This window comes from Streptomyces canus, assembly GCF_001514145.1.
Classification (GTDB): Bacteria; Actinomycetota; Actinomycetes; order Streptomycetales; family Streptomycetaceae; genus Streptomyces; species Streptomyces canus.
Genome location: NZ_KQ948680.1, coordinates 70,279 through 89,991 on the forward strand (window position 1 = coordinate 70,279; position 19,713 = coordinate 89,991).

A 19,713-nucleotide genomic window follows, 5' to 3' on the forward strand; every position below is an offset into this window, starting at 1 on the left:
CGACAGCCCGGGGTCCCGCGCCGTCCGAGACGTCACAGTCTCGTGAGGATTGCGCGCGGGATACGTTTCGCCTGGGTGGCCGGGGTCACACGCGGGGCAGTGACTCCACCCCGATGCCGCCCTCGATCGCCAGGATGCGGTGCAGTCGGGTGGCGACCAGGAGGCGCTGCATCTGCGGCGGTACGTCGCGCAGCACCAGCCGGCGACCGCAGCGACCGGCCCTGCGGTGCGCCCCCATGATCACCCCGAGCCCGGTGGCGTCCCAGGAATCCAGCTCGGACAGGTCGAGCACCAGGTCGCCGGCTCCGTCGTCGACGGCCGAGTGCAGGACCGTACGGGCGTCCGCCGCGCTGCGGACGTCGAGGCGGCCCCCGACGACCAGCTCGGCGTGGTCGCCCCTGATGTACATATGCGCTCCCCGTGAGTGCGTGTAGTACTCCACGATCTGATGTCCAGTGATGACACCTCTGACTGCGTTGAGCGGTCGGAGGTTGCCGTCTGTAAGCGAACCGATACCGAATTCACCCTCGAGTGTGAAACCTGAGGGGCTTGTGCGGTTTCAGTGCTTGTAGAAGCCCTGCCCGCTCTTGCGTCCGATGTCACCGGCGTCCACCATCCGGCGCATCAGCTCCGGCGGGGCGAACTTCTCGTCCTGGGACTCGGTGTAGATGTTGCTGGTGGCGTGCAGCAGGATGTCGACGCCGGTCAGGTCCGCCGTGGCGAGCGGCCCCATGGCGTGGCCGAAGCCCAGCTTGCAGGCGAGGTCGATGTCCTCGGCGGTCGCGACGCCCGACTCGTAGAGCTTGGTCGCCTCGACGACGAGGGCGGAGATGAGACGGGTGGTCACGAACCCCGCCACGTCCCTGTTCACGACGATGCAGGTCTTGCCGACCGACTCGGCGAACTCCCGCGCGGCGGCGAGGGTTTCGTCGCTCGTCTTGTAGCCGCGGACCAGCTCGACGAGCTGCATCATCGGCACCGGCGAGAAGAAGTGCACCCCGACGACCCGCTCCGGGTGCTCGGTGGCCGCCGCGATCTTGGTGATCGGGATCGCGGAGGTGTTGGAGGCGAGCACGGCGTCCGCGCGGACGATCTTGTCCAGCGTGCGGAAGATCTCGTGCTTGACTTCGAGCTTCTCGAAGACGGCCTCGACGACGATGTCGGCGTCGGCGGCCGCGTCCAGGTCGGTGGTCGCGGTGATCCGGGCGAGGGCGGCGTCGGCGTCGTGCGCCTCCAGCCTGCCCTTGCTCACGAACTTGTCGTACGAAGCCTTGATGCCGTCGGTGCCGCGCTTCAGCGCTTCGTCGGTGACGTCCCTGAGGACCACGTCCCAGCCCGCCTGAGCGGAGACCTGGGCGATGCCGGAACCCATCAGGCCGGCGCCGATGACGGCAAGCTTCCGTGCCACTGTTGCGACTCCCCTTTGAAACGCCTTACACCCTGTTTACGTTGCCTCTTCGGCGGACCCTAGCGCTCGTGAGGTGCTGTGTGACCGGTTAGTAATGCGCGTCACGTCTCATCTGACGGACATCACACCGGCAGCTGTCACTAGTGGTCTCGTACGGCGTAGTTGAGCACCTTATCGCTCAACAGCTCCTCCTTCTCGTCGAGAAGCACGAGCACCTCTCGTGCCACTTCGTCCGGATTGCGTCCGGCGGCCGATCTGACCGGCGATCAGGCCTCCTCCCGGCTCGCCTCGACGGCCGGAGCGTACTTACGCTGACCTCATGGTCAATCTGACGCGCATCTACACCAGGACCGGCGACCAGGGCACCACCGCCCTCGGCGACATGAGCAGGGTCGCCAAGACCGATCTGCGGATCTCCGCGTACGCGGACACCAACGAGGCGAACGCGGTGATCGGCACGGCGATCGCCCTGGGCGGTCTCGAGGAGGAGGTCGTCAAGGTCCTCACCCGTGTACAGAACGACCTGTTCGATGTCGGCGCCGATCTCTCGACGCCCGTCGTCGAGAACCCCGAGTTCCCACCCCTGCGTGTCGAGCAGTTCTACGTCGACAAGCTGGAGGCGGACTGCGACCGCTTCAACGAGCGGCTGGAGAAGCTCCGCTCCTTCATCCTCCCGGGCGGCACCCCGGGCGCGGCCCTGCTCCACCAGGCCTGCACGGTCGTACGCCGCGCCGAGCGCTCGACGTGGGCAGCGCTGGAGGTCCACGGCGAGGCGATGAACCCGCTCACGGCGACCTACCTGAACCGCCTGTCCGACCTGCTGTTCATCCTGGCCCGTACGGCCAACAAGGACGTCGGGGACGTGCTCTGGGTCCCGGGCGGGGAGCGTTAGCGCCCGCGCTTGGGGAACAGCGTGTAGCTGCCGGCGATGACCACGTTGATGCCGATCAGCCAGAGCATGCGTTGCTGCCAGGCGCGCAGCGAGTCGGTCTGCCCGTCGCCGACGTACCAGACCGCGGCCTGGAGCAGAGCCACGGCGACGACCGCGGCGAGGATCCAGCGGCCCGCGACCTTCCACTCGTGAACGGCGCGGGCCGTGCCGTACCTCGGCGCCTTCACCGGCGGCGGGCCGCCCGCGAACCGGTGGGCGACCCAGGCGTCCGCCCACTTGATCGTGGAGTGACCGAGGCCCACGGTGAAACCGATGTAGACGGCGGCCAGGCCGTGCTTCCAGTCGGGCTCGGCACCGTTCCTGAGATCGATCGCGGTGACCGTGAACAGCACGAGCTCCAGCAACGGCTCGCACAGCAGCAGGGCCAGCCCGACGCGCGGCATGCGCAGCCCGTAACGGAAGGTCAGCCCGGCTGCCAGCAGCACCCAGAAGGCCACCTCACACGCGACGATCAGTCCGACGATCACGACCGCTCCCTTCGTCCGCTCTCCAGGCTCCCGGCGCGCGCGATCCCTTGCGTCGTCGCCGGTGACGAAACCGCCGTACATCGAAAGATGCAGTCCAGGACCGTTCCCGGGCATCACGCGCGGCGCGCGGACACCGTGTTGGATGGAGTCATGGCCCTCCCCCGCCCGCACCGCTTCGACGTCTACATCGCGGCCGGCGGGCTGCTCGGCGGCCTGCTGCTGGTGGGCATCGGTCTGGGCACCCGGCCGTCCAGCGACCCGATGACCCTCTTCGACGGCCCCTGGCCGGTTCTCGTGCCGCTCACCGTGCTGGCCGGCTGCGAACTGCTGCGCCGGACGGCGCCCCGCACGGCCCTGCTGACCGGCACCGCCGCGATCTGCGCCGACCTCGTGACCCAGGGCAGCCTCGCCACGATCCTGATGTTCACCGATGTCGTCTACGCGGCCGTGCTCTACGGCCCGCTCGCCTCGGCCCGCCGCATCCAGTGGATCACCGGTCTGCTGACCGTGGCCGGGACGCTGGTGCCGTTCGCGGTGTGGCGGGTGCCGGAGGCACTGCTGATCGGCGTGGTCGTCGGTGTCGTGGCGTACGCGCCGGCCGCCACCGGGTGGATCGTGCGCAACCACCGTGACGCCGCCGAGGCCGCCCGGCTGCGCGCCGAACAGACCGCGCTGCTCGCCGAGATGGACCGCACGCAGGCCGTCACCGCCGAACGCGCCCGGATGGCACGGGAGTTGCACGACATGGTCGCCAACCATCTGTCGGCGATCGCCATCCACTCCACTGCCGCGCTGTCCATCGACGACCCCGCGACCTCCCGGGAGGCGCTCTCGGTGATCCGGGAGAACAGCGTCGACGGGCTCGCCGAGATGCGCCGGCTGATCGGCATCCTGCGCGCCGGCGACCACGAGCCCGCCGCCGTCCCCACCCTCGACGGTCTCACCGCTCTCGTCGACGGCGCCCGCGCCAACGGCCTGGACGTCACCCTGGACGCCGGCCACCACGACGCCGTGCCCGCTCCCGTCGAACTCGCCGCCTACCGCATCGTCCAGGAGTCCCTGACCAACGCCCTCAAGCACGCGTGTCCGGGCCGGGTCAGAGTGAGCCTCGCGGAGCGGGACGGTGAGCTGACCGTCGCGGTGAGCAGTCCGTACGGCGACCGGGACGGACCTCGCGCCCCCGGTTCCGGCGCCGGGCTGGTCGGGATGCGCGAGCGGGCCGCGTTGCTCGGCGGCACGTTCGACGCCGGTCCCGACGGGCCGCACTGGACCGTACGCGCCACCCTGCCCCTGCGTGAAGGAGTCCTTGAATGATCCGCGTCCTCGTCGCCGAGGACCAGTCCGCCGTCCGCGCCGGGCTGGTCCTCATTCTGCGCAGCGCCCCCGGCATCGAGGTGGTCGGCGAGGCGGCGGACGGTGAGCAGGCGGTGGCGCTGGCCCGTGAGTTGAGGCCGGACCTCGTGCTGATGGACGTTCAGATGCCGCGTCTGGACGGGGTGTCGGCGACCCGGCAGGTCGTCGGGGAAGGGCTCGCGGACGTCCTGGTGCTGACCACCTTCGATCTCGACGAGTACGTGTTCGGGGCCCTGCGGGCCGGGGCCGCCGGTTTCCTGCTGAAGAACACGGAGGCCAAGGACCTCATCGCCGCCGTGCGCACGGTGGCACGGGGAGAGGGAATCGTCGCCCCTGCCGTCACCCGGCGTCTGATCGCCGAGTTCGCCGCCAGGCCGGTCCGCGGGACGAACGCCGACCCGGCCGTCCTGGACACCCTCACCCGCCGGGAACGCGAAGTGCTGTCCTGTCTCGGCGAGGGACTGTCCAACGCCGCGATCGCCGGCCGCCTCGACATGGCGGAGGCCACGGTGAAGACGCACGTCAGCCGTCTGCTGGGGAAGCTGGAGCTGCGCAGCCGGGTGCAAGCGGCCGTACTGGCACAGGAGTTGGGCGTCTAGTTGCCTCTTGCACCAGAGTGGTCCAGACCTATTGACCCGTGGTCCAGACCTTTCTATTCTCGCGGCACCGTGGGTGTGAAGGCTCAGTCACGCCCCCAACTCCCCTAGGAGGCGCACGATGCGCTTCAGACACAGAGCCGCGGCAGGATTCGCGACGCTGTTGCTCCCCTTCGCCGGCCTGGTCGGCCTCGCGAGCCCCGCCCAGGCCGCGGCATCCGCCACCGCCACCTACGCCAAGACCCAGGACTGGGGCACCGGCTTCGAAGGCAAGTGGACGGTGAAGAACACCGGTACCACCAGCCTCAGTTCCTGGACCGTCGAGTGGGACTTCCCCTCCGGCACCTCCGTCACCTCGGCCTGGGACGCCGACGTCACCTCGTCCGGCACCCACTGGACCGCCAAGAACAAGTCCTGGAACGGCTCCCTCGCCCCCGGGGCCTCCGTCTCCTTCGGCTTCAACGGCGCCGGCAGCGGGTCCCCCGCCAACTGCAAGTTGAACGGCGGCAGTTGCGACGGCGGCAGCACTCCAGGAGACGCGGCCCCGTCGGCCCCCGGCACCCCCACCGCCTCCGGCATCACCAACACCTCGGTGAAGCTGGCCTGGAGCGCCGCCACCGACGACAAGGGCATCAAGAACTACGACGTGCTGCGTGACGGTGCCAAGGTGGCGACCGTGACGACGACCTCGTACACGGACACCGGTCTGACCGCCGGCACCGGCTACTCCTACACGGTCCAGGCCCGTGACACCGCCGACCAGACCGGACCGGCCAGCGGCGCGGTCGCCGTGCACACCACCGGCGGCACCACCGACCCGCCGCCCACCGGCTCCAAGGTCAAGCTCGGTTACTTCACCGAGTGGGGCGTCTACGGCCGCAACTACCACGTCAAGAACCTGGTGACCTCGGGCTCCGCCTCGAAGATCACGCACATCAACTACGCCTTCGGCAACGTCAAGGACGGCAAGTGCGTCGTCGACGACACCTACGCCGCCTACGACAAGGCGTACACCGCCGACCAGTCCGTCAGCGGCGTCGCCGACACCTGGGACCAGCCGCTGCGCGGCAACTTCAACCAGCTGCGTGAGCTCAAGGCCAAGTACCCACACATCAAGGTGCTCTACTCCTTCGGCGGCTGGACCTACTCCGGCGGCTTCGCGCAGGCCGCGGCCAACCCCGCCGCCTTCGCCGCCTCCTGCAAGTCGGTCATCGAGGACCCGCGCTGGGCGGATGTCTTCGACGGCATCGACATCGACTGGGAATACCCGAACGCCTGCGGTCTGACCTGCGACACGAGCGGGGCCGCCGCCTTCAAGAACCTGATGGGGGCGCTGCGTTCGGAGTTCGGCCCCAGCTACCTGGTCACCGCGGCCATCACGGCCGACGGCTCCTCCGGCGGCAAGATCGACGCGGCCGACTACGGCGGCGCCTCCCAGTACGTCGACTGGTACAACGTGATGACGTACGACTACTTCGGCGCCTTCGACGCGGACGGCCCGACCGCCCCGCACTCCCCGCTCACCTCGTACGCCGGGATCCCGACGGCGGGCTTCAACTCGGCCGATGCGATCGCCAAGCTGAAGTCGAAGGGCGTGGCCTCGAACAAGCTGCTGCTCGGCATCGGCTTCTACGGCCGCGGCTGGACCGGCGTCACCCAGGCCGCCCCCGGCGGCTCGGCGACCGGCGCGGCACCCGGAACCTACGAGGCGGGCATCGAGGACTACAAGGTCCTCAAGACGTCCTGCCCCACCACCGGCACCGTCGCCGGCACGGCGTACGCCTACTGCGGAAACAACTGGTGGTCCTACGACACCCCCGCGACGATCGCCGGCAAGATGACCTGGGCCAAGAACCAGGGCCTGGGCGGCGCGTTCTTCTGGGAGTTCAGCGGCGACACCGGTAACGGAGAGCTGGTGAGCGCCATCAGCAGCGGGCTGTCGTAACCGAATCGCCAGGCGACATTGACGCTCCCCCAGACTTCGTCCGGGGGACCCCCACCCGGCGAGTGAACGCGGCTACGCCACGTTCACTCGCTGTCCGGGCGGGGCTGCCTCCAGCCACGCGAGGAAACCGGTCAGCGCGTCTTCGCTCATCGCGAGCTCGAGACGCGTGCCGCGGTGCAGACAGGTCAGCACGATGTGGTCGGAGAGCAGCGCCAGCTCCTCCTCGCCCTCGGGGAGGCGACGGCCGGCGACCTCGATCGCGGCGCGCTCCAGCACCCGGCGCGGGCGATAGGCGTAGGAGAAGACGCGGTACCACTCGACACGGTCTCCGTTGTAGCGGGCGACGCCGTAGCTCCAGCCTTTGCCGCTGGTGTCGGTCTTCTCCGGCACGTCCCAGCGCAGGGAACAGTCGAAGGTGCCACCGGAGCGCTGGATGAGTCTGCGCCGCAGACCGAAGACGAACAGCCCCAGCACCACCAAGGCCACGACGATTCCGCACACAGTCAGAGCGAGGACCATCGACACCGACCTCCTCGTCTCCTAGGTACCTTCAATAGGTAACGGAACGGAAAAAACATCCAGATCTGCCTCAGCCGCGACCGGCTCCGGATCACTCCGGTGCCGGCCGCGGCTGAGGAACGTCATACGGCTCCGCGCTGGTTCAGCGCGCAGTCGCCGCACGCAGTCGTACGTCCGCGCGACGCTCGGCGGCGGCGTCGCCCTCCGCCTTCGCGCGCTCCAGCTCCCGCTCCGCGCGCTGGACGTCGATCTCGTCCGACAGCTCGGCGATCTCGGCCAGCAGCGACAGCTTGTTGTCCGCGAACGAGATGAAACCGCCGTGCACCGCGGCGACGACCGTCCCGCCATCACTCGTACGGATGGTCACCGGGCCCGACTCCAGCACACCGAGCAGCGGCTGGTGACCGGGCATGACGCCGATGTCGCCGGACGTGGTGCGCGCGACGACCAGGGTGGCCTCGCCGGACCAGACCTCTCGGTCGGCCGCGACCAGCGCGACGTGCAGCTCAGCAGCCAAGGTGGCTCCTCGGGTCACCACCCGGCGGTTCGGCCGGGTGTTGGTTACAAGTCTAGTGGGCGTGAGTGAGGGGGCGGGACGTGCCCCGCCCCCTCGAGCGTGAACCACAGGGTTCACTCAGAACTCAGTGAGTTCAGGAGACGCCGAGCTCCTTGGCGTTGGCCTTGAGGTCCTCGATGCCACCGCACAGGAAGAACGCCTGCTCCGGGAAGTGGTCGTAGTCGCCGTCGATGATCGCGTTGAACGCGGTGATCGACTCGTCCAGCGGCACGTCCGAGCCGTCCACGCCGGTGAACTGCTTGGCGACGTGGGTGTTCTGGGACAGGAAGCGCTCCACGCGGCGGGCACGCTGGACGACCAGCTTGTCCTCCTCGCCGAGCTCGTCGATGCCGAGGATGGCGATGATGTCCTGGAGGTCCTTGTACTTCTGCAGGACACCCTTGACACGCATGGCCGTGTTGTAGTGGTCCGCCGAGATGTAGCGCGGGTCCAGGATCCGGGACGTGGAGTCCAGCGGGTCCACGGCCGGGTAGATGCCCTTCTCGGAGATCGGACGGGAGAGAACCGTCGTCGCGTCGAGGTGGGCGAACGTGGTGGCCGGGGCCGGGTCGGTCAGGTCGTCCGCGGGGACGTAGATCGCCTGCATCGAGGTGATCGAGTGACCACGGGTCGAGGTGATGCGCTCCTGGAGGAGACCCATCTCGTCGGCCAGGTTCGGCTGGTAGCCCACCGCGGAGGGCATCCGGCCGAGCAGGGTCGAGACCTCGGAACCGGCCTGCGTGAAGCGGAAGATGTTGTCGATGAAGAACAGCACGTCCTGCTTCTGCACATCGCGGAAGTACTCCGCCATGGTCAGACCGGCGAGGGCCACGCGCAGACGGGTGCCCGGGGGCTCGTCCATCTGGCCGAAGACCAGGGCGGTCTTGTCGATGACGCCCGACTCCGCCATCTCCTCGATGAGGTCGTTGCCCTCACGGGTGCGCTCACCGACACCGGCGAACACGGAGACACCGTCGTGGTTGTTGGCGACGCGGTAGATCATCTCCTGGATGAGCACCGTCTTGCCGACGCCGGCACCACCGAACAGACCGATCTTTCCACCCTTGACGTACGGGGTGAGAAGGTCGATGACCTTGACGCCGGTCTCGAACATCTCGGTCTTCGACTCGAGCTCGTCGAAGTTCGGGGCCTTGCGGTGGATGCCCCAGCGCTCGCCCTCGTACTTCTCGTCGGTGTTCAGCACCTCACCGAGGGTGTTGAACACCTTGCCCTTGGTGAAGTCGCCGACCGGCACGGTGATGGAGGCACCGGTGTCGGTGACCGCGGCCTGGCGGACCAGACCGTCGGTGGGCTGCATGGAGATGGTGCGGACCAGGCCGTCACCCAGGTGCTGGGCGACCTCCAGGGTCAGCGTCTTCTTCGCACCGTCGAGGGCCGGGTCGGCTACCTCCACGTGCAGAGCGTTGTAGATCTCCGGCATCGCGTCGACGGGGAATTCCACGTCGACGACCGGGCCGATGACCCGGGCGACGCGGCCCGTGGCAGCGGCCGTCTCAACTGTCGTCGTCATTACCTGTCACTCCCCGCGGACGCGTCGGCCAGGGCTGCGGAGCCACCGACGATCTCGCTGATTTCCTGGGTGATTTCGGCCTGGCGGGCCGCGTTGGCAAGTCGGGAGAGGCTGGTGATCAGGTCTCCCGCGTTGTCGGTGGCCGACTTCATCGCGCGCCGCGTGGCGGCGTGCTTGGAGGCGGCCGACTGGAGCAGCGCGTTGTAGATACGGCTCTCGACGTAGCGCGGCAGAAGGGCGTCGAGGACGTCCTCCGCCGAGGGCTCGAAGTCGTACAACGGGAGGATCTCGCCCTGGGGGGCGGCCTCCTTCGCCACGTCTTCGAGGCTGAGCGGGAGCAGACGGTCGTCGAGCGCCGTCTGCGTCATCATCGAGACGAACTCGGTGAAGACGATGTGGAGCTCGTCCACGCCGCCCTCGGCCGTGTCCTTCTCGATGGCCTCGATCAGCGGCGCCGCGACCTTCTTGGCGTCCGCGTACGTGGGCTGGTCGGTGAAGCCGCCCCACGACTCCGTGATCTTGCGCTCACGGAAGTTGTAGTGCGCGACACCACGGCGGCCGACGATGTAGATCTCGACCTCCTTGCCCTCGCGCTCCAGCCGCTCGGTGAGCTTCTCCGCCGTCTTGATGGCGCTGGAGTTGAAGGCACCGGCAAGACCACGGTCGCTCGTCAGGAGCAGCACCGCGGACCGCACGACCGTCTCGGCCTGCGTGGTCAGCGGGTGCTTCGTGTTCGAACCGGTACCAACCGCCGTGACCGCACGCGTCAGTTCCTGCGCGTACGGCGTGGAGGCCGCCACCTTGCGCTGCGCCTTGACGACGCGCGAGGCGGCGATCATCTCCATCGCCTTGGTGATCTTCTTGGTCGCGGTGACGGATCGGATGCGACGCTTGTAGACCCGGAGCTGGGCTCCCATGAGTCAGGTCCCTTCCGTCGTCACTTGGCCGTGGCGGCCGGCGCGTCTTCGCCGAGAAGCTTGCCGTCCGAGGTCTCGAACTGCTTCTTGAAGTCCGCGATGCCGTCGGCGATGGCGGTGAGCGTGTCGTCCGACATCTTGCCGCCCTCCTTGATGGAGGTCATGAGGCCCTGCTCCTTGCGGTGCAGGTACTCCAGCAGCTCCTTCTCGAAGCGGCGGATGTCGGAGACCGGTACCTCGTCCAGCTTGCCGGTGGTGGCCGCCCAGATGGAGACGACCTGGTCCTCGGTGGCCATCGGCTGGTACTGAGCCTGCTTGAGCAGCTCGACCAGTCGCTGACCGCGCTCCAGCTGCGCCTTCGACGCGGCGTCCAGGTCGGAACCGAAGGCGGCGAACGCCTCCAGCTCACGGTACTGGGCGAGGTCCAGGCGCAGACGGCCGGAAACCTGCTTCATCGCCTTGTGCTGCGCGGAACCACCGACTCGGGAGACGGAGATACCGACGTTCAGCGCGGGGCGCTGACCGGCGTTGAACAGGTCCGACTCCAGGAAGCACTGGCCGTCGGTGATGGAGATGACGTTGGTCGGGATGAACGCCGAGACGTCGTTGGCCTTGGTCTCGACGATCGGCAGACCGGTCATCGAGCCGGCACCCAGCTCGTCGGAGAGCTTGGCGCAGCGCTCCAGCAGACGGGAGTGCAGGTAGAAGACGTCACCCGGGTAGGCCTCACGGCCCGGCGGGCGGCGCAGCAGGAGGGACACGGCGCGGTAGGCGTCGGCCTGCTTCGAGAGGTCGTCGAAGATGATGAGGACGTGCTTGCCCTCGTACATCCACTGCTGGCCGATGGCCGAACCGGTGTACGGCGCCAGGTACTTGAAGCCGGCAGGGTCGGACGCCGGGGCGGCGACGATGGTCGTGTACTCCAGCGCGCCGGCCTCTTCCAGGGCGCCACGCACGGAGGCGATGGTCGAGCCCTTCTGACCGATGGCGACGTAGACGCAGCGGACCTGCTTCTTCGGGTCGCCGGAGCGCCAGTTGTCGCGCTGGTTGATGATCGTGTCGACGGCCAGGGCGGTCTTGCCGGTCTGACGGTCACCGATGACCAGCTGACGCTGGCCACGGCCGATCGGGGTCATCGCGTCGACGGCCTTGTAGCCGGTCTCCATCGGCTCGTGCACCGACTTACGGGCCATGACGCCCGGAGCCTGCAGCTCAAGGGCACGACGACCGCTGGTCTCGATCTCGCCGAGGCCGTCGATCGGGTTGCCGAGCGGGTCGACGACGCGGCCGAGGTAGCCCTCGCCGACGGCCACGGAGAGGACCTCACCGGTACGGGAGACCGGCTGACCCTCCTCGATGCCGCTGAACTCACCGAGGACGACGCAGCCGATCTCGCGCTCTTCCAGGTTGAGCGCGAGGCCGAGGGTGCCGTCCTCGAACTTCAGCAGTTCGTTGGCCATGGCCGAGGGCAGACCCTCGACCTTCGCGATGCCGTCGCCGGCAAGGGTGACCGTACCGACCTCCTCGCGCGAGGCCGCGTCCGGCTTGTACGACTGGACGAAGTTCTCCAGCGCGTCCCGGATCTCCTCCGGCCGGATCGTGAGCTCCGCCATCTGGGTTCCCTGCTCTCCTTGTTGGGCCCGAAGTTTCACTTTGGGGGTCTGGGGTCGGCCCCCAGGATTCTTCATGTACGGCCCAACCAGGGCCGTCGTAAGTACGTACTGCTATGAAGTTGCTGTCAGCCCGCCAGGCGGCGGCCGGCGTCCTCGATGCGGTCCGCGAGGGAGCCGTTGATGACCTCGTCGCCGACCTGCACCCGGATCCCGCCGAGGACCTCGGGGTCCACGTCGAGGTTGAGGTGCATCTGGCGGCCGTAGAGCTTCGCCAGGGCACCGCCCAGACGCTGCTTCTGCTGGTCGCTCAGCGGAACCGCCGAGGTGACGACGGCCACCATGCGGTCCCGGCGCTCGGCGGCGAGCTTGGACAGGGACTCCAGTCCCGCCTCCAGGCTACGTCCCCGGGGCGCGGCCACAAGGCGCGTCACCAGACGTTCGGTCGTCGCATCGGCGCGGCCGCCGAGCAGGCTGCCGAGCAGCTCACGCTTGGCCGGGGCCGTTGCGGCGCGGTCGGTCAGCGCGGCGCGCAGCTCGGTGTTCGAGACGACGATCCGGCCGAAACGGAACAGCTCGTCCTCGACGTTGTCGAGCTTGCCCCGCTGCTGCGCGGCGGTGAGGTCGGCGGCGTCGGCCAGCTCCTCCAGCGCGTCCACCAGGTCACGCGAGCGCGACCAGCGGGAGCGCACCATGCCGGACACCAGGTCGGTGGCGGGGCCGCCGACCTGCGTGCCGATCAGGCGCTGGGCCAGTTCGGCCTTGGCCTCGCCGGGCTGCGCCGGGTCGGTCAGGACCCGACGCAGCGACACCTCGCGGTCGAGCAGCGCGGTGACGGCGGCCAGCTCGTCGGCGAGCGAGCCGGCGTCCACGGACGTGTTGTCCGTCAGCGCGTCGAGACGCTCGCGTGCGGCTGCCAGGGCATCGCGGCTCGCTCCGTTCATCGCGCGGCCTCGGCCTTCTCCTCGAGGTCGTCGAGGAAGCGGTCGATCACGCGGCTCTGCCGGGCGTGGTCCTCGAGGGACTCACCGACGAGCTTGCCGGCCAGGTCGGTGGCGAGCTTGCCGACGTCCTGGCGCAGCGCGGACGAGGCGGCCTTGCGGTCGGCCTCGATCTGCGCGTGACCGGCGGCGACGATCTCCTCGCGCTGCCGCTGGCCTTCCGCGCGCATCTCGGCGATGAGCGTGGCGCCCTGCTCCTGAGCCTCCTGGCGCAGGCGCGCGGCCTCGTGGCGGGCCTCGGCGAGCTGTGCCTTGTACTGCTCAAGGACGCTCTGGGCCTCGGTCTGCGCGGCCTCGGCCTTCTCGATACCGCCCTCGATGGCCTCGCGACGCTCGTCCAGAACCTTGTTGATGTTCGGGAGGAGCTTCTTCGCCAGGAAGCCGAAGACGATGACGAAGGCGATCAGGCCGATGACGAGCTCGGGGATCGGCGGGACGAGGGGATTCTCCATCTCCTCGGCCGCGATCGTGAGCAGCGGGCTCATGTGTATGCCTTTCGTCTAGTCGGCTGGTCTGTGATCAGCGATCAGTAGCCGTAGACGAACGGCATGACCAGACCGATCAGGGCCAGCGCCTCACAGAAGGCGAAGCCGAGGATCTGGTTGGCGCGGATCAGGCCGGCCGCCTCGGGCTGACGGGCCAGGGCCTGGGTGCCGTTACCGAAGATGATGCCGACGCCGACGCCGGGGCCGATCGCGGCGAGGCCGTAACCGATGGAGCCGAGGGAGCCTTCGACAGCAGCAAGGGTCTGGGACATGCCAGTTCTTCCTTTTCTTTACGGACCGGTGGGGGTTGGCCACCGGACGATTCGTGGAGGTCGGGTGCGGGTGGCTCAGTGGTGCTCGGCCAGGGCGCCCTGGATGTAGGTGCAGGTCAGCAGGACGAACACGTAGGCCTGCAGGGCCTGGATGAACAGCTCGAAGGCCGTCATCACCACGGTCATGATGAACGAGACACCCGCGTAGGCGATGCCGATGCCGTTCAGCAGGTACCAGCTGGCGATCGTGAAGAGCAGCAGCAGGGTGTGACCGGCAAACATGTTGGCGAAGAGTCGCACGGCGTGGGTGAACGGGCGGATCAGGATGTTCGAGAAGAACTCGATCAGCATCGCCAGCGGAAGCACCGGGCCGAGCGACTTGTCGTAGCCCGTCACGTTCTTGAAGAAGCCGACGAAACCGTGCCGCTTGAAGGTCAGCGACACCCACAGGACGTAGACGATCAGGGCCAGTACCAGCGGGTACGAGATGATCGACGTGACCGGGAACTGAGCGATCGGAACGATGGACCAGAGGTTCATCATCCAGACGAAGAAGAAGAGCGAGACGACGAGGGGTACGTACTTCTCGCCCTCCTTCTTGCCGATGGTCTCGTAGACGACTCCACGGCGGATGAAGTCGTAGCCCGCCTCGGCCACCATCTGGAGCTTGCCGGGGACGACCTGCGGCTTGCGGAAGGCGGCCCAGAAGAACCCGACGATGATGATCGACCCGAGGAGCGCCAGGAGCATCGTCTTGTTGAAGTACACGTTGCTGTCCCCGTCGCCCCAGATGGGCTCGAACAGGAACGAGTGCAGGCCGGGAGAGGGGAAGCCACAGCCGTCAAAGATGTGGCAATCGGTCTCGAAGGCGAGCACCTGCGTCGGGTCAGCACTCACCGCGGGCTCCTTCAGCGTGACGCATGGGTACGGCAACCTCGTTGTGTCGGCGCGGCATACTGTCGCGGTTCGGCACGGGACTGGTGTTACGGATGTGGGGGCGGCTGGTGGGCATCTCGCCTCGCGATTGAGCAGGCGTCAGCTCAGATGCCCGCGCCCGCGATGCCGCAGTTGGCACCGGACGATAGCAGGAGATCTCAGGCGTCTTTATCCCGGCCCTACCCCTCACGACGAATGCTCCGATTTATCGGGCTCGACGTAGAGGATCTTGGACTTCATGTGCGCACGGGTCTGCGCGGCGATCCACGCGAGGGTGCCGGCGACCAGCGTGAACGCGAAGGCCTTGGGGTGGAAGAGCGTGGTGTTCTTGAACGCGGCCATGAAGACGAAAAGCAGCAGGATCTGCGTCGCGTACAGCATCAGGCCCATCGCCTGGAACAGGTGCGGAAGCGATTTGGCGGTGCGCTGCAGGATGTACAGACCGAGACCCATGAACAGGATCACGATCACCGTCGCGACAGCCGACCCGATCGCACCCTTGCCACCGACGACCAAGCCGCTGACGACGGCGGCGATCGCGCCGACGGCAGCCGTGGGCACGGCGGCCTGAGCCAGGATCCGGACGTCGTTGGACGGCATGGCGGCAACTCCGCTTTCAAAGGGGGGGTGTGTCGTCATGGACGAGCGTAGTCCCGGGCTGAGGGTGACCCTCACGCCGAGGGACCGTCGCACTACGGTCCTTCGGCTCCGCCCTGGGTTCTCGTGAACCGTATCACAAACTATTTGATGCGGTCTTTACCTAGAAGGTGTGCTCGCTGTCACACATGAGAGTGAAGCTGCACGTCTGTGCAGAAACGTGGTCGACTTGTCTGGTATAAGGGCAGTTTGTCGCCCCGTCGAACTCCCACGCGTTGGCAATGCTTTAGTCAGATTCTTACCTTGGCGGTCAGCGCGAGGTCTCGGCCTTACGCCTCTCCGGGGCGTGCGCACGCGACCTCAGCGCGGTGGCGCCGTTGACGCCCGCCACCCCGACGGCGACCGGGGTGCGCTGCTCCACCTCCACGGCCTCCACGGACTCCGCGGCCACGGGACGCCGACGGCGGTAGCGCGGCGGCACGATGGTCTGGGCCCACATCGGGACGCGCGGGGTGAAGCGCGGCAGCAGGAGCAGCACGAGACCGATCGCGCTGAGGAACACGACGCCGAGCACGATCCACATGGACGCGGAGTTCACCGAGTAGGCGAGCGAGCCGAACGCGATCAGCGCCGACCAGAAGTACATGATCCACACCGCGCGGCTGTGCGAGTGCCCGATCTCCAGGAGCCGGTGGTGCAGGTGCCCGCGGTCGGCGGCGAACGGCGACTGGCCGCGCCAGGTACGGCGCACGATGGCCGAGATCAGGTCGGCGGCCGGCACCGCGATGATGCTCAGCGGCAGCAGCAGCGGGATGTAGACGGGGACCGTCTGGTGCACGGCCGCCTTCTCGGACCCGGCGAACAGCTTCAGGGCGTCCGGGTCGATCTGCCCGGTGATGGAGATCGCGCCCGCCGCCAGCACCAGGCCGATGAGCATCGAGCCGGAGTCGCCCATGAAGATCCGCGCGGGGTGCATGTTGTGCGGCAGGAAGCCCAGGCACATGCCCATCAGGATCGCCGAGAACAGCGTCGCCGGGGCGGCGGCCTCGATGCCGTACGAGTACCAGATCCGGTAGGCGTACAGGAAGAACGCCGCCGCCGCGATGCAGACCATGCCGGCCGCGAGACCGTCGAGGCCGTCGACGAAGTTCACCGCGTTGATGGTGATGACGACGAGCGCGACCGTCAGCAGGGTGCCCTGCCACTGGGTCAGCGCGACCGAGCCGACGCTGGGGATGGGCAGCCACAGGATCGTCAGACCCTGCATGACCATCACGCCCGCGGCGATCATCTGGCCGCCCAGCTTGATCAGGGCGTCGATCTCGAACTTGTCGTCCAGGACACCGATCAGCCAGATCAGGGCCGCCCCGGAGAGCAGGGCGCGCGGTTCGTTCGACTTCTCGAAGACCTCGCTGAGGTTGGTCAGGTGGTCGGCGACCAGCAGGCCCGCGCACAGTCCGAAGAACATGGCGATACCGCCGAGCCTCGGAGTCGGTTCCCGGTGCACGTCACGGGCCCTGATCTCCGGCATCGCTCCGGCCACGATCGCGAACTTCCGTACCGGCCCTGTCAGCAGATACGTCACCGCGGCCGTGATGCAGAGCGTCAGCAGGTATTCACGCACAGGCTTCCCCACAGGTCTCGCTGGCCATCTCAGCCCCACACACTAGCGACGCACGCATACGGTTGGGGACTTCCGGGTAGAGCCGATGGTTGCACGTGCGGCTGTGCCCGCAGGTGCGGATACCCCCGCTCAGGCCGGATAGGGCGGAAATCCGCCGACCAGATCCCGTACTTCTTCACGTGCCGGGACGCTCTCGACCTCACCGCGCAACACCCCCGCGAGCAGGGCGGCGATCCTCGCCATCTCCTTCTCGGCCATGCCCTGGGTGGTGACGGCAGCGGTGCCGAGGCGCAGCCCGCGGGTCTCCGCGTGAGGCAGCGCACAGCAGTCGAGCACCAGGCCCGCGGCCGCGAGCCGTCCCCTCGCCGTGCGTCCGTCGACGCCGAGGGGCGCGGGATCGGCCGTCACCAGGTGGGTGTCGGTCCCGCCGGTGGTGACGACGAGCCCCTCGGCGGCCAGCGCGGCCGCGAGGATCCTCGCATTGGCCACCACCTGATGGGCGTACACGGTGAACGCCGGTGTCGCCGCCTCGCCGAACGCGACCGCCTTGGCCGCGATGGTGTGCATCTGCGCGCCGCCCTGCGTGAACGGGAAGACGGCCCGGTCGACCCGCTCGGCCAGTTCGCCGCCGCAGAGGATCATTCCGCCGCGGGGGCCGCGCAGCACCTTGTGCGTGGTGGCGCAGACGACGTCGGCGTACGGCACCGGACTGGGCGCCGCTCCCCCGGCGACGAGCCCGATGGGATGCGCGGCGTCGGCGATCAGATACGCGCCCACCTCGTCGGCGACCTCGCGGAAGAAGGCGTAGTCGATGTGCCGGGGATAGGCGATGGAGCCGCACACGATCGCCTTGGGCCGGTGCGTGCGGGCCAGTGTCCGGACCTGGTCGTGGTCGATGAGCCCGGTCTCGGCGTCGACGCCGTAGCCGACGAAGTCGAACCAGCGGCCGGAGAAGTTGGCGGGCGAGCCGTGGGTGAGGTGGCCGCCGTAGGGCAGGCCGAGGGCCAGGACGGTGTCGCCGGGGCGCAGGAGCGCGGCGTAGGCGGCCAGGACCGCCGAAGAGCCGGAGTGGGACTGCACGTTGGCGTGCTCGGCGCCGAACAGGGACTTCGCCCGCTCCACCGCCAGCCGCTCGGCGACGTCCACGATCTCGCAGCCGCCGTGGTGCCGGGCGCCCGGATAACCCTCGGCGTACTTGTTGGCCAGCGGCGAGCCCAGCGCGGCCAGTACGGCCGGGGAGCAGAAGTTCTCGGCGGCGATGAGCTGAAGCGTCGACGACTGCCGGTCGAGCTCCCCGAGCAGGATCTCGGCCAGCTCGGGGTCCTGCCGCGCGAGGACGTCGGTGGTCTGGGGCGCATGGGTGACCGACATGGTGGACTCCGGGGCGTCGACGGTGACGTACGTCCAATGTAGGCCCGGGGCCCGTGGGGTGCCCGGTCGTTACGTCCTTGCGGGTACACCCGTGAGCGCGGTGACGACAGGATCCAGCGCCTCGTTCAGCCCCATCCCCGACGCGCCCCTCGCACCGCTCGGCCCTGGCGGGCCTCCCGGGCTTCGGGCCGCTGCGTCGGACTCCGTCCGCCGGCTCGGGTCCCGCCCTGCGTCACGCGCGCGCAGGAACCCCCGTCAGCGCCGTCACCACCGGATCCAGCGCCTCGTTTATCTCGTCCCCGATCGAGCGGAAGAAGGGCAGCGGTGCTCCGTACGGGTCGAAGACCTCGTCGGCCTCGGCGGTCGGGGCCAGGAGCCACCCGCGTAGAGCCGCCGCCGCGCGGACCAGGGCGCGTGCGCGGATCACCAGGCCCTCCTCGAGGGGCGGCAGGGTCGCCGTGTCTATCGCCTTCACCAGACGGGTGAACTCCTTCAGCGTGAAGGTGCGCAGGCCCGCCGAGTGGCCCATCGAGATCACCTGCTGACGGTGGTCGCGGGTGGCGGTCAGGACCAGGTCCGCCATGATCACGTGTTCGTCCAGCAGTTCCCGGCCCATGAAGCCGGAGGGGTCCGCGCCGAACTCGGCAAGCACGGTTTCCGCGTTGGCCTCCATCGGCGCGCCCTCGTGACCCCAGGTCCCCGCGCTCTCCACGACCAGGCCGCCCCACAGCGGGTCGCCGAGCCGGTCCGCCAGGGCATGCCGGGTCAGCCGCTCGGTGATCGGCGAGCGGCACACGTTGCCGGTGCTGACGTGGAGGATGCGGAAGCTGTCGAGCGGGAGCCCTGTGAAGGTCCGCGTCTCTTCCCCGTCCCATATGCCACGCCCCGCGTCAGGGGCCGTCAATTCGCCACCTCGAGGTCGGGTACGACCTTCCTGAGCTCTTCGGCGGAGATCGCGCCCGCACGGAGCAGCAGGGGCACCTCACGGGTGACGTCGACGATCGAGGACGGCACGATGCCGGGGGTGGGGCCGCCGTCGAGGTACACCGAGACCGAGTCGCCGAGCATCTCCTGGGCCGCGTCGCAGTTCTCCGGTGCCGGATGACCGGTCAGGTTGGCGGAGGAGACCGCCATGGGGCCGACCTCGGTCAGCAGCTCGATGGCGACCGGGTGCAGCGGCATACGGACGGCCACCGTGCCCCTCGTGTCACCCAGGTCCCACTGCAGGGACGGCTGGTGCTTGGCGACGAGGGTGAGCGCGCCCGGCCAGAAGGCGTCGACGAGCTCCCAGGCCAGCTCGGAGAAGTCGGTGACGAGACCATGGAGGGTGTTCGGGGAGCCGATCAGCACGGGGGTGGGCATGTTGCGGCCCCGGCCCTTGGCCTCCAGGAGGTCGGAGACGGCCTCGGAGGAGAACGCGTCGGCGCCGATGCCGTACACCGTGTCGGTCGGGAGGACCACGAGCTCGCCACGGCGGACGGCGGACGCGGCTTCGCGCAGACCGGTCGTGCGGTCCGTCGCGTCGTTGGTGTCGTATCGCCGTGCCATATCTAGCGGGCCTCCTCGTACACGT

General features: G+C 68.6%; 21 protein-coding genes and 1 pseudogene. 4 read left to right on the forward strand and 18 right to left on the reverse strand.

From position 1 onward, the window contains the following. Positions 1 to 85: 85 nt before the first annotated feature. The 3 genes and pseudogenes from AQJ46_RS46360 to AQJ46_RS57965 form a co-directional block, all read right to left on the reverse strand. Positions 86 to 409: an STAS domain-containing protein gene (locus tag AQJ46_RS46360; protein WP_020136551.1), complete on the reverse strand. Its 324-nt coding sequence runs from the start codon at positions 407 to 409 to the stop codon at positions 86 to 88. Between the two features lie 150 nt (positions 410 to 559). Then, positions 560 to 1,408, reverse strand: a complete 849-nt coding sequence (locus AQJ46_RS46365) for a 3-hydroxyacyl-CoA dehydrogenase family protein (RefSeq protein ID WP_059211382.1) — start codon at positions 1,406 to 1,408, stop codon at positions 560 to 562. Between the two features lie 140 nt (positions 1,409 to 1,548). Continuing rightward, positions 1,549 to 1,656: pseudogene (locus AQJ46_RS57965) on the reverse strand (TetR/AcrR family transcriptional regulator); the annotation flags it as partial. A gap of 71 nt (positions 1,657 to 1,727) precedes the next feature. On the opposite strand from AQJ46_RS57965, the gene AQJ46_RS46370 reads away from it, so the two are divergent. After that, entirely contained in the window at positions 1,728 to 2,300 is a 573-nt protein-coding gene (locus tag AQJ46_RS46370; protein WP_059211383.1) for a cob(I)yrinic acid a,c-diamide adenosyltransferase, read from the forward strand. Here AQJ46_RS46370 and AQJ46_RS46375 read toward each other — a convergent pair. Continuing rightward, positions 2,297 to 2,827: a hypothetical protein gene (locus AQJ46_RS46375; protein WP_059211411.1), complete on the reverse strand. Its 531-nt coding sequence runs from the start codon at positions 2,825 to 2,827 to the stop codon at positions 2,297 to 2,299. The two genes, AQJ46_RS46370 and AQJ46_RS46375, sit on opposite strands and share 4 nt — an antisense overlap. Before the next feature lie 150 nt (positions 2,828 to 2,977). Between AQJ46_RS46375 and AQJ46_RS46380 the strand changes: the two genes are divergently transcribed. The 3 genes from AQJ46_RS46380 to AQJ46_RS46390 all read left to right on the forward strand — a co-directional run bounded on the left by AQJ46_RS46380 (position 2,978) and on the right by AQJ46_RS46390 (position 6,721). Next, positions 2,978 to 4,141, forward strand: a complete 1,164-nt coding sequence (locus tag AQJ46_RS46380; RefSeq protein WP_059211384.1) for a sensor histidine kinase — start codon at positions 2,978 to 2,980, stop codon at positions 4,139 to 4,141. Next, positions 4,138 to 4,779, forward strand: coding sequence for a response regulator (locus tag AQJ46_RS46385; protein WP_057612073.1), 642 nt, complete (start codon positions 4,138 to 4,140; stop codon positions 4,777 to 4,779). The genes AQJ46_RS46380 and AQJ46_RS46385 overlap by 4 nt, the downstream gene beginning before the upstream one ends. Positions 4,780 to 4,897: 118 nt before the next feature. Further along, the gene (locus tag AQJ46_RS46390; protein WP_059211385.1) at positions 4,898 to 6,721 is read left to right on the forward strand and encodes a glycoside hydrolase family 18 chitinase; all 1,824 of its coding nucleotides are present in this window, start codon (positions 4,898 to 4,900) and stop codon (positions 6,719 to 6,721) included. A 72-nt stretch (positions 6,722 to 6,793) separates the two neighbouring features. Here the strand turns inward: AQJ46_RS46390 and AQJ46_RS46395 are convergent, their stop codons facing one another. From AQJ46_RS46395 to AQJ46_RS46460, 14 genes are all read right to left on the reverse strand, one after another. Continuing rightward, positions 6,794 to 7,240 carry a DUF2550 domain-containing protein gene (locus AQJ46_RS46395; RefSeq protein WP_057612075.1) on the reverse strand — a complete coding sequence of 149 codons (447 nt, stop codon included), beginning with the start codon at positions 7,238 to 7,240 and terminating at the stop codon, positions 6,794 to 6,796. 142 nt (positions 7,241 to 7,382) lie between these two features. Continuing rightward, complete coding sequence (locus AQJ46_RS46400; RefSeq protein WP_007384727.1) at positions 7,383 to 7,757, reverse strand: F0F1 ATP synthase subunit epsilon; 375 nt, start codon at positions 7,755 to 7,757, stop codon at positions 7,383 to 7,385. Between the two features lie 133 nt (positions 7,758 to 7,890). Next, a complete protein-coding gene (gene atpD, locus AQJ46_RS46405; protein WP_059211386.1) occupies positions 7,891 to 9,327 on the reverse strand; it encodes a F0F1 ATP synthase subunit beta in 1,437 nt (478 codons plus the stop codon). Continuing rightward, entirely contained in the window at positions 9,327 to 10,244 is a 918-nt protein-coding gene (locus AQJ46_RS46410; protein WP_059211387.1) for a F0F1 ATP synthase subunit gamma, read from the reverse strand. The genes atpD and AQJ46_RS46410 overlap by 1 nt, the downstream gene beginning before the upstream one ends. Before the next feature lie 20 nt (positions 10,245 to 10,264). Next, positions 10,265 to 11,857, reverse strand: a complete 1,593-nt coding sequence (gene atpA, locus AQJ46_RS46415; RefSeq protein WP_057612078.1) for a F0F1 ATP synthase subunit alpha — start codon at positions 11,855 to 11,857, stop codon at positions 10,265 to 10,267. Positions 11,858 to 11,982: 125 nt separating this feature from the next. After that, positions 11,983 to 12,798 (reverse strand): F0F1 ATP synthase subunit delta, encoded by an 816-nt coding sequence (locus AQJ46_RS46420; RefSeq protein WP_059211388.1) that lies wholly within the window; start codon positions 12,796 to 12,798, stop codon positions 11,983 to 11,985. After that, positions 12,795 to 13,340, reverse strand: a complete 546-nt coding sequence (locus AQJ46_RS46425) for a F0F1 ATP synthase subunit B (RefSeq protein WP_059211389.1) — start codon at positions 13,338 to 13,340, stop codon at positions 12,795 to 12,797. Before AQJ46_RS46425 ends, AQJ46_RS46420 begins: the two co-directional genes overlap by 4 nt. Before the next feature lie 41 nt (positions 13,341 to 13,381). After that, complete coding sequence (gene atpE, locus AQJ46_RS46430; protein WP_009321656.1) at positions 13,382 to 13,612, reverse strand: ATP synthase F0 subunit C; 231 nt, start codon at positions 13,610 to 13,612, stop codon at positions 13,382 to 13,384. A 75-nt stretch (positions 13,613 to 13,687) separates the two neighbouring features. After that, positions 13,688 to 14,509, reverse strand: coding sequence for a F0F1 ATP synthase subunit A (atpB, locus tag AQJ46_RS46435; RefSeq protein WP_037901436.1), 822 nt, complete (start codon positions 14,507 to 14,509; stop codon positions 13,688 to 13,690). 225 nt (positions 14,510 to 14,734) lie between these two features. Then, the gene (locus AQJ46_RS46440; protein ID WP_059211390.1) at positions 14,735 to 15,148 is read right to left on the reverse strand and encodes a hypothetical protein; all 414 of its coding nucleotides are present in this window, start codon (positions 15,146 to 15,148) and stop codon (positions 14,735 to 14,737) included. 307 nt (positions 15,149 to 15,455) lie between these two features. Continuing rightward, positions 15,456 to 16,769: an MraY family glycosyltransferase gene (locus AQJ46_RS46445; protein WP_059211391.1), complete on the reverse strand. Its 1,314-nt coding sequence runs from the start codon at positions 16,767 to 16,769 to the stop codon at positions 15,456 to 15,458. A 129-nt stretch (positions 16,770 to 16,898) separates the two neighbouring features. After that, entirely contained in the window at positions 16,899 to 18,140 is a 1,242-nt protein-coding gene (locus AQJ46_RS46450) for a serine hydroxymethyltransferase (RefSeq protein WP_059211392.1), read from the reverse strand. A 232-nt stretch (positions 18,141 to 18,372) separates the two neighbouring features. Next, positions 18,373 to 19,044 carry an arsenate reductase/protein-tyrosine-phosphatase family protein gene (locus AQJ46_RS46455; protein WP_059211393.1) on the reverse strand — a complete coding sequence of 224 codons (672 nt, stop codon included), beginning with the start codon at positions 19,042 to 19,044 and terminating at the stop codon, positions 18,373 to 18,375. Continuing rightward, complete coding sequence (locus AQJ46_RS46460) at positions 19,041 to 19,688, reverse strand: L-threonylcarbamoyladenylate synthase (protein ID WP_059211394.1); 648 nt, start codon at positions 19,686 to 19,688, stop codon at positions 19,041 to 19,043. Before AQJ46_RS46460 ends, AQJ46_RS46455 begins: the two co-directional genes overlap by 4 nt. Positions 19,689 to 19,713: the final 25 nt, after the last annotated feature.

Excerpts from the sequence above, each read along its gene's own strand:
- AQJ46_RS46385 (WP_057612073.1), top strand. The coding sequence starts at position 4,138 with ATGATCCGCGTCCTCGTCGCCGAGGACCAGTCCGCCGTCCGCGCCGGG.
- AQJ46_RS46380 (WP_059211384.1), top strand. The coding sequence starts at position 2,978 with ATGGCCCTCCCCCGCCCGCACCGCTTCGACGTCTACATCGCGGCCGGC.
- AQJ46_RS46425 (WP_059211389.1), bottom strand. The coding sequence starts at position 13,340 with ATGAGCCCGCTGCTCACGATCGCGGCCGAGGAGATGGAGAATCCCCTC.
- AQJ46_RS46370 (WP_059211383.1), top strand. The coding sequence starts at position 1,728 with ATGGTCAATCTGACGCGCATCTACACCAGGACCGGCGACCAGGGCACC.
- AQJ46_RS46460 (WP_059211394.1), bottom strand. The coding sequence starts at position 19,688 with ATGGCACGGCGATACGACACCAACGACGCGACGGACCGCACGACCGGT.
- AQJ46_RS46390 (WP_059211385.1), top strand. The coding sequence starts at position 4,898 with ATGCGCTTCAGACACAGAGCCGCGGCAGGATTCGCGACGCTGTTGCTC.
- atpA (WP_057612078.1), bottom strand. The coding sequence starts at position 11,857 with ATGGCGGAGCTCACGATCCGGCCGGAGGAGATCCGGGACGCGCTGGAG.
- atpD (WP_059211386.1), bottom strand. The coding sequence starts at position 9,327 with ATGACGACGACAGTTGAGACGGCCGCTGCCACGGGCCGCGTCGCCCGG.
- atpE (WP_009321656.1), bottom strand. The coding sequence starts at position 13,612 with ATGTCCCAGACCCTTGCTGCTGTCGAAGGCTCCCTCGGCTCCATCGGT.
- AQJ46_RS46395 (WP_057612075.1), bottom strand. The coding sequence starts at position 7,240 with ATGGTCCTCGCTCTGACTGTGTGCGGAATCGTCGTGGCCTTGGTGGTG.
- AQJ46_RS46450 (WP_059211392.1), bottom strand. The coding sequence starts at position 18,140 with ATGTCGGTCACCCATGCGCCCCAGACCACCGACGTCCTCGCGCGGCAG.
- AQJ46_RS46410 (WP_059211387.1), bottom strand. The coding sequence starts at position 10,244 with ATGGGAGCCCAGCTCCGGGTCTACAAGCGTCGCATCCGATCCGTCACC.
- AQJ46_RS46440 (WP_059211390.1), bottom strand. The coding sequence starts at position 15,148 with ATGCCGTCCAACGACGTCCGGATCCTGGCTCAGGCCGCCGTGCCCACG.
- AQJ46_RS46420 (WP_059211388.1), bottom strand. The coding sequence starts at position 12,798 with ATGAACGGAGCGAGCCGCGATGCCCTGGCAGCCGCACGCGAGCGTCTC.
- AQJ46_RS46360 (WP_020136551.1), bottom strand. The coding sequence starts at position 409 with ATGTACATCAGGGGCGACCACGCCGAGCTGGTCGTCGGGGGCCGCCTC.